Consider the following 5,363-nt stretch of genomic DNA (forward strand, 5'->3'; position numbering starts at 1 on the left):
TCCTCGAGCAGGCCGCCCGGGTTGTTGCGGAGGTCGATGATGTAGCCCTTCAGCTTGTCGCCGATCTGATTCGAGAGGTTGGCGACCTCGCGCTTCAGGCCTTCGGTGGTCTGCTCGTTGAAGGTGGTGATCCGGATATAGCCGATGTCGTCGGCCTCGATGCGGGCGCGCACCGAGCGGACGCGGATGTTGTCGCGCACCAAGGTGACGTCGAGCGGATTGTCCTGGCCCTTGCGGATGATCTTGAGCTTGATCTTGGTGTTGACCGGACCGCGCATCTTCTCGACCGCCTGGTTCAGGGTCAGGCCCTGCACCGCTTCGTCGTCGAGATTGGTGATGATGTCGTTGGCCATGATGCCGGCGCGCGAGGCCGGCGTGTCGTCGATCGGCGAGACAACCTTGATCAGGCCGTCCTCCATCGTGACCTCGATGCCGAGGCCGCCGAACTCACCGCGGGTCTGCACCTGCATGTCGCGGAAGCTCTTGGCGTCCATGTAGCTCGAATGCGGATCGAGGCCGGTAAGCATGCCGCTGATGGCGGATTCGATCAGCTTGGTGTCGTCGGGCTTCTCGACATAGTCGGAGCGCACGCGCTCGAAGACGTCGCCGAACAGATTGAGCTGGCGATAGGTGTCCGCGGTGGCGGCTCGCGCGCTGGAGCCCATGAAGACCGCGCGCGGCTGGGTCACGAACAGCGTCAGCGCCGCACCGGTGGCGGCGCTGAGGAGGATAACTGAAGTCTTGCGCATCATCCGCGAACCTTCTCGCCTTCATTTGCGGCCCACCATGGGCCTGGATCGATTGGAGTCCCGTCTTTGCGGAACTCGACATACAGCACAGGTTGACTCGCGTTCGTGGCGAGAATGGAGGCGACTTGAGATGTCGACCCCATGGTCGCGACCGGCTCCCCCGTGAGCACAAACTGTCCGATGTTGACCGAAATGCGCTCCATCCCGGCGATCAGGACATGATACCCGCCCCCGGCGTTGAGGATCAAGAGTTGTCCATAGCTGCGGAACGGGCCGGCATAGACTACCCAGCCGTCACACGGCGTCGTGACCTGGGAGCCGGGCTTGGTCGCGAGCGAAATGCCCTTCTGGACCCCGCCGACCCCATCGGAACCGCCAAAGTCCCTGATCTTGTTACCGTTAACCGGAAGAGGCAGCAGGCCCTTGGCGGACGCGAAGGCGATTGCGGGGGTGGTCCGGGAGCGGTCCTTGAAAGCGGCCGGGCCGGACTTGGCGCTGGCGGCCGCCTTTGCCTCGGCCTGCCTGGCGGCCTCAGCCGCCTTCTCGGCCGCCTTGGCGGCACTTTGCAGGTCCTGCTCCATCTTGGTGATCAGCCCCTGGAGATCGCCGACCTGCCTTGAAAGCATGATGGCGCGCGAGTTCTCGGCATCCAGGTCCTTTTCGCGCGCGGCCTGCTGGCGCTGCCGCTCGTCGACCAGGGCGGCGAGCCGGCTCTGGTCGCTGCGGACCCTGTCGCGGTCGGAGGCGAGCTGATCGCGTTCGGTGGCGATGTTCTTGCGCAGAGCCACGAGCTCGCCGAGCTCGCTCGCGATCTTTTCGGCGCGGCCGCGCAATTCCGGCACKACGGCGCCGAGCAGCATTGCCGTGCGCAGCGATTGCAGCGCATCTTCGGGCCGCACCAGCAGCGCCGGCGGCGTGCGMCGGCCGGCGCGCTGCAAGGCCGCCAGCACCTCGACGATGTCGGCGCGGCGCGAATCAAGTGACGTGCGCATCTGCTGCTCACGGCCGTTCAGCGTCTTCAGCCGCGCTTCGGCTTCGTCGATCTTGGTCTCGACGGCGCGCACATTGGCGGCGGTGTCGATCAGCTGCTGGTTGAGCTGGGTGCGGTCCTGGCCGAGCGAGGTGATCTCGGCCTTGAGCTTGGCCTGCGCCTCTTCCGCGCTCTTTTGTCTGGCGCGCGCGGCCTCCAGCTCCTGCTCGCGCTGCTTGATCTCATCGGGCGAGACGGCTGCGGTCTGCGGTGCCGGCGGCGTCTGAGCTTGCGCGAGGCTTGCGTCCAAGACACTTGCGTCCAAGACACTTGCGCCCGTGAGGCCAGCGATCAGCAGCAGGTTGAGAACAGGCGCTCGCATCGCTCTAGGCAAAGGTGCTCGTTGTGGCGCGGATCACGCGCGGTGATAGGGGTGGCCGGCCAGGATGGTGGCGGCCCGATAAAGCTGTTCCAGAAGCATGACGCGGACCATTTGGTGCGGCCAGGTCGCAGAGCCGAACGCGATCGCGAGCTTGGCCTTACGGCGCAATTCGGGCGAAAGTCCGTCCGCCCCTCCGATCACGAAGATAGTATGACCGGCACCCTCGTCGCGCCAGCGCCCGAGATGCCGTGCGAATACGGTTGAATCGAGATTCTGGCCGCGTTCGTCCAGCGCCACCAGGATCGACTTGTCCGGGATATGCGCGGAGATCGCCGCAGCCTCTTCGGCCATCCGCGTCGCGGTGTCGCGCGCGCGGCTCTCGGGGATTTCATGGATCGACAGCTCGCGGAATCCGAGCTTGCGGCCGGCCTCGTCGAACCGCTCGAAATAGCGGTCGGCAAGCTCCCGTTCGGGGCCCTGCTTCAGCCGGCCCACCGCAATGACAGCAACACGCATGATATCTTCAGGGTCGCGTTTTCAAGACCGCGCGCAATATGCGCGCGCACGACGCTAGCATGCGCGTCAGCCGATTCGAAATCGGCTCAGTGAGCCTAGATCGCCTTCGCCGCCCCTGGGCCCTGCGTGTACAATCTCTCGAGATTGTAGAACTCGCGGACCTCGGGTCTGAACACGTGCACGATCACATCGCCGGAATCGATCAGCACCCAGTCGCAATTGGGCAAGCCCTCGACGTGGATGCTCTTGATGCCGTTTTCCTTGAGGCTTTTCGTGACGTTTTCCGCGATCGCGCCGACGTGCCGGTTGGCCCGGCCCGTGGTGACGATCATGTAGTCGGAATACGCCGATTTGCCGCGAAGGTCGATGGTGACCGTCTCTTCCGCCTTCATATCCTCGAGGCGGGAGAGGATCAGGCTCAGCGTCTTGTCGGCGTCGGGTTGCGCCTTCAAGGCCGCAGCTTTGGTCGATGTTTTACGCGTAGGCTTAGCAACCTTGGGTAAAACAGACTTGGACAATACAGATGTGGCCAGGGACCATTCCTTTCACTGTATCGCGAGAGCCGAATCCGGCCCTCACTGGTTACACTACATCATGTGGGGTTAAGGGTTTCAATATGCCAGAGAGCCCCAAGCCCACACTCCATCCACACACTCCGTCTCACTTCGGACCTTTCCAGCTCCCGTCCGGGTTCCGTAAGCCCGTCGAGGACAGGTTCAGCTTCAATCCCGTCAGGAAGACCCAGGCCGGCGCCGGCCGATCCGCAAGCAATGCCGCCTCACTCTCGGGCAGGCGATAGCGCGCAAGCGCCTGAGCGGCGGGCGAGGCGAGGGCACGAAAACTCTGCGGCGGGCGATCGATGACCGCAATCGGCACCTGGTCGGCGATGCGCCGCCAGTGCTGCCAACGGTGGAATTGAGCGAGGTTATCGGCGCCCATGATCCAGACAAAGCGCAAGCCCGAGAGGCGGCGGCGCAAGGTGTTGATCGTGTCGATAGTGTAGCGGGTGCGAATGACGGATTCGAGACAGCTCACCTCGATCCTGGAATCGCTGGCGACATCGCGCGCGGCCTGCATGCGCGCGCCGAGCTCGTGCAGATTGCCGTTCTCCTTCAGCGGATTGCCCGGCGTCACCAGCCACCACACGCGATCGAGTTGCAATCGCTTCAGCGCGAACTGGCTGATCGCGCGATGGGCCTGGTGCGGCGGATTGAACGAGCCGCCGAGCAGGCCGACGCGCATGCCTTCGGTGTAGGGCGGAATGGCCTGCGCGAAGAAACGTGGCGCGACGAAATTGTTACTCAATGCCCCACGCCTCGCGACATGACTTACGGCCGCGTCTGACCTGTGCCGTGGACGCGATATTTGAAGCTCGTGAGCTGCTCGGCGCCGACTGGACCACGGGCGTGAAAGCGGCCGGTGGCGATGCCGATCTCGGCACCGAAGCCGAACTCGCCGCCATCGGCGAACTGCGTCGAGGCGTTGTGCAGCACGATCGCGGAATCGACCTCGCTCAGGAATTTCTTCGCGGCAGTCTCATCCGCGCTCACGATCGCGTCGGTGTGATGCGAGCCGTGGTTCTGGATATGCGCGATCGCGCCGTCGACGCCGTCCACGACCTTCGCCGCGATGATCGCGTCGAGATATTCGGTGTCCCAATCGTCCTCGCTGGCAGGCTTGACCCGCGCATCGGTCTTCTGCACGGCATCGTCGCCGCGCACTTCGCAGCCGGCCTCGATCAGCATCTCGACCAGCGGCTTCAGGCTCGTTGCGGCAGCTGCGCGATCGACCAGCAGCGTCTCGGCCGCACCGCAGACGCCGGTGCGCCGCATCTTGGCGTTGAGCACGATCGACTTCGCCATGGCGAGGTCGGCGCTGGCATCGACATAGACGTGGTTGACACCTTCGAGATGCGCGAACACCGGCACGCGCGCCTCCTGCTCGACCCGCGCGACGAGGCTCTTGCCTCCGCGCGGCACGATCACGTCGATCGCGCCGTTCAACCCCGACAGCATCATGCCGACCGCCGCGCGGTCGCGCGTCGGCACCAGCGTGATCGCGGCTTCGGGGAGGCCCGCTTCGCGCAGGCCCTGCGCCAGGCATTCATGGATGGCGCGGCACGAACGAAAACTGTCCGAGCCGCCGCGCAGGATCACGGCATTGCCCGACTTCAGGCACAGCACGCCGGCATCGGCTGCAACGTTCGGCCGGCTTTCGAAGATTACGCCGACGACGCCGAGCGGCACGCGCACGCGCTCGATGGTCATGCCGTTCGGCCGCTGCCAGCTCTCGGTGACGAGTCCGACCGGATCGGCGATGCCGCGCACGATGCCGATACCCTCGGCCATGGATTCGACCCGCGCCGATGTGAGCGTCAGGCGGTCGATGAAGGAGGAGGTCGCATTGCCGGAGGCGCGCGCCTCCGCAACGTCCTCGGCATTGGCGGCGAGAATCGTCGCCGCGTTCGCGCGGATCGCCCGCTCCATGGCCTCGAGCGCCCGGTTCTTCTGCTCCGGCGGCGCCAGCGCCAGCACACGCGCGGCAGCGCGGGCACGGGTGGCGAGATCGGACATCAGCGCCTGGAGATCGGCATTGCCGTCAACGGCTTTGAGGGGGGCGGCCATGGGGTTTTCAACCTTCTGCTAAGGCGGTGTCCTAGCACGGAAATCCCGCTTTTGCGAAGGGCGGGGAGGGTATGGCAGGTCTCCCGATGCCGTGCCGCCTGGGCCACTGGCCTAGCTCCCCG

6 protein-coding genes are annotated in these 5,363 nt (G+C 65.2%); all 6 read right to left on the bottom strand.

What is annotated here, in order from left to right:
- Positions 1 to 752, bottom strand: a 752-nt coding sequence (locus AC1D00_RS24825) for a S41 family peptidase (protein WP_477012465.1), incomplete at its 3' end; no start/stop codon positions are given.
- Positions 749 to 2,101, bottom strand: coding sequence for a murein hydrolase activator EnvC family protein (locus tag AC1D00_RS24830; protein ID WP_477012466.1), 1,353 nt, complete (start codon positions 2,099 to 2,101; stop codon positions 749 to 751). The genes AC1D00_RS24825 and AC1D00_RS24830, both read right to left, overlap by 4 nt.
- 33 nt (positions 2,102 to 2,134) lie before the next feature.
- Positions 2,135 to 2,617 carry a 23S rRNA (pseudouridine(1915)-N(3))-methyltransferase RlmH gene (gene rlmH / locus AC1D00_RS24835; protein ID WP_027547557.1) on the bottom strand — a complete coding sequence of 161 codons (483 nt, stop codon included), beginning with the start codon at positions 2,615 to 2,617 and terminating at the stop codon, positions 2,135 to 2,137.
- A 95-nt stretch (positions 2,618 to 2,712) separates the two neighbouring features.
- Positions 2,713 to 3,069, bottom strand: coding sequence for a ribosome silencing factor (rsfS, locus tag AC1D00_RS24840; protein ID WP_027547558.1), 357 nt, complete (start codon positions 3,067 to 3,069; stop codon positions 2,713 to 2,715).
- A 208-nt stretch (positions 3,070 to 3,277) separates the two neighbouring features.
- The gene (locus AC1D00_RS24845) at positions 3,278 to 3,922 is read right to left on the bottom strand and encodes a nicotinate-nucleotide adenylyltransferase (protein ID WP_027547559.1); all 645 of its coding nucleotides are present in this window, start codon (positions 3,920 to 3,922) and stop codon (positions 3,278 to 3,280) included.
- Between the two features lie 23 nt (positions 3,923 to 3,945).
- A complete protein-coding gene (locus tag AC1D00_RS24850; protein WP_477012467.1) occupies positions 3,946 to 5,241 on the bottom strand; it encodes a glutamate-5-semialdehyde dehydrogenase in 1,296 nt (431 codons plus the stop codon).
- Between the last annotated feature and the right edge of the window lie 122 nt (positions 5,242 to 5,363).

It is taken from the genome of Bradyrhizobium sp. P2_E8, assembly GCF_056403875.1.